Genomic DNA, 2,946 nt, shown 5'->3' on the forward strand with positions numbered 1-2,946 from the left:
TTGCCGTAAAAACTCCCAAGAAGGTTTTTATGAGAAGACTTATTCCGTTTATTATTCTTCTTTTGTTGACAGGATGTGCAGGAATGTATCATGTAAAAACACATCCAGTGATTAAAACGAGTGTTAATATTCCACCTCCTAAAAGTATAGTTGCTACAGGGAACACCAGGGCTGTAATGCTAAAATGGCAACCCATAATGGGATATGAAGGTGTAGGTGGATATAGAATTTTCAGAGGCACAGTAAAAGACGGAGACTATAGAAAAGTGGGAGAAACCAAAGGTAGATATAAAACAATCTATATAGATAAAGGTGATGTTTTTAAACACCTGCAGGATGAAACTACATATTACTATAAGATTGCAGCTTTTGACAAAGATGGGAAGCTGGGATACCTTTCTCTACCCGTACCAGCAAAAACTGCTCCGCCACCAGCTATACCACAGGTTCTTACTGCAATGAGTAATATTTGTAGAAAAATTCCACTTTCCTGGGCTGTATCAAACAAAGAAAATGTTTGCGGTTATATAATATACAGAGGAGAATCAAAGAGTGAACCCCTAAAAAAATTAGCCAAAGTCAGAGGGAGATTGAATGCCTCCTACATTGATGAAAACCTACCCGATAATGCCACTTATTGTTATTCTGTCAGTGCATACAATGAGGCAGGTGCAGTAAGCAAACCATCACCTGCAGTATGTGCGGTGACAAAAAAACCTCCATTAGGACCAGCCAATTTAATTACTAAGCGGCAAGGAGCATGCAAGGTTGCGTTGAACTGGCATCCCAGCACGACCCCCGATGTAATCCTATATGAAATATATAGAGGAGAAAGTGAAAAAACATTTTCTAAGATAAAGGAAGTTTCTTCGGCTTATATAACATTCATAAATACAGGACTTACGCCGGGTAAGACATACTTTTATAAGGTGAGAGCGAAGGATGCAGATGGATTGTTCAGTTCTTTTTCCAATGTAGCACAAATTCAGGTAAAAGCGTTGCCATCTTCTCCAAAAGGGATTTTTGTTGTTGAAACAGCTAAAGGAGTGCTGGTTAAATGGGAAAAGAGCAAAACGCCGGATGTAGTGAAATATATATTATATAGGAAGAGCTATTTAGTGTTTGTTAAAGAGATAGTGGAAACGGATAAGACGAGTTTTACAGACAATACTGTGAATAGAAATACTACCTATACTTATTGGGTAAGAGCGGTAGATTCCACCGGTCAATTGAGTAAAGATAGCCCTTCTATCTCTATTAAGACGAGTAAATAATGTTCATAAGGGTAAAAAGCGCCACCCCTGTTGGCGTGAGTGCCTTACCCATAGATGTAGAGGTAGATATCTCTCGCGGTCTGCCGGGTTTAACCATTGTAGGATTGGCAGAAAATGCAGTAAAGGAAGGAAAAGAAAGGGTAAGATCTGCTCTTTTGAACACAGGATTTATGCTTAAATCTACACGCATCACAGTTAACCTTGCTCCAGCAGACATAAAAAAAGAGGGCAGTATATTTGATTTACCAGTGGCTATTGGATTGGTTGCTGCCAATGGATGGGTAAATGCTGAGGAGATTGAAAGATATATTATCGTAGGCGAACTGTCATTAAATGGGAATTTAAGAAGAACGAGAGGGATTTTACCTATTGTTGTTTTAGCTAAAAAAATGGGATTGAGTGTAATTGTTCCTAAGGAAAATGCCCGTGAGGCGGCTATTGTAAAAGATATACCCATTTATCCCTGCACGAATCTGCTGGAGGTAGTGGAGTTTATCTCTGGGAAGGTGAAGAAAGAACCTTTCTCAGATGGAAAGGCATTGTATGTAAAAGAGAATTACAATGTGGATTTTAGTGATGTAAAAGGACAAAATTTCGCCAAACGGGCATTGGAGGTAGCTTCCTCCGGTGCCCATAACATTCTCATGATTGGTCCACCCGGTAGCGGAAAAACCCTTCTTGCTGAGAGACTACCTACAATTTTGCCAGAGATGAGGCTTGAAGAAATAGTAGAAGTGACCAAAATATACAGCGTGGCAAATCTTTTGAGGAGCGAAAAACCCATTGTGGTAGAAAGACCATTTCGTTCTCCCCATCATACCATATCAGATGTAGCTCTGATTGGTGGAGGAGGTGTACCCAAACCAGGAGAAATTTCCTTAGCCCATCAGGGAATTTTATTTTTAGATGAATTTCCAGAATTTAAGAGAAATGTCATTGAAGCATTGAGGGAACCTATGGAAAAGGGTAGAATCACGGTATCGCGAGCGAGACTCACAGTGGAATTTCCCGCAAACTTCATGTTGATTTGTGCCATGAATCCCTGTCCCTGCGGGTTTTACGGTTCAAAGAAAAAGGAATGCATCTGCACCTTTGAACAAATAAGAAGATACAGGTCAAAGATATCAGGACCTATTCTGGATAGAATTGACATTCAGATAGAAGTGCCAGAATTGGAATATGAGGATATCTCATCCAAAGAGAGGGGAGAAAGTTCAAAAGATATAAGGAAAAGGGTAGGGAAGGCAAAAGATATTCAGAGAAAAAGATTAAAAGACGAAAAGATTTCTACTAATGCCCAGATGGATGTGAAACAAATAGATAGATATTGCAATTTAGATGATGAAGGAAAGAAAATTGTGGAAAAGGCGATGGAAAGATTGGGTCTTTCTGCTCGAGGATACAGCAAGGTCTTGAAGGTAGCCAGAACAATAGCAGATTTAGAACAAGAAGAAAATATACTACCATCTCATCTAAAGGAGGCGTTGCAATACAGGAGTCTGGATTTAACAAAGTTTTAACCTTTGGATTAACCCCCCTCAGGGGGGAAGTAAGGGGGGTTAATCCGGATTCCGCATCAGGTGCGGAATGACACGCGGGGGTACTAATCCCGTGGCTAATATTCTTTCTTTTGCCCCTAGATTACTTTTCCCTCTGTCATTCCCGCGAAAGC

Annotated in this window: 2 protein-coding genes; both read left to right on the forward strand. The window is 40.1% G+C overall.

Annotation, left to right across the window (positions count from 1 at the left end; genetic code table 11):
* Window positions 1–1,274, forward strand: a 1,274-nt coding sequence (locus J7J10_05855) for a hypothetical protein (GenBank protein ID MCD6130453.1), incomplete at its 5' end; no start/stop codon positions are given.
* Window positions 1,274–2,794: a YifB family Mg chelatase-like AAA ATPase gene (locus tag J7J10_05860; GenBank protein ID MCD6130454.1), complete on the forward strand. Its 1,521-nt coding sequence runs from the start codon at window positions 1,274–1,276 to the stop codon at window positions 2,792–2,794. The genes J7J10_05855 and J7J10_05860, both read left to right, overlap by 1 nt.
* Window positions 2,795–2,946: the final 152 nt, after the last annotated feature.

This window comes from Deltaproteobacteria bacterium, from assembly GCA_021159305.1.
Lineage (GTDB): Bacteria > Campylobacterota_A > Desulfurellia > JAGGSF01 > JAGGSF01 > JAGGSF01.

What these genes read in the sequence shown, in the direction of transcription:
- J7J10_05860 (MCD6130454.1), top strand. Translation starts at nt 1,274, where the DNA reads ATGTTCATAAGGGTAAAAAGCGCCACCCCTGTTGGCGTGAGTGCCTTA.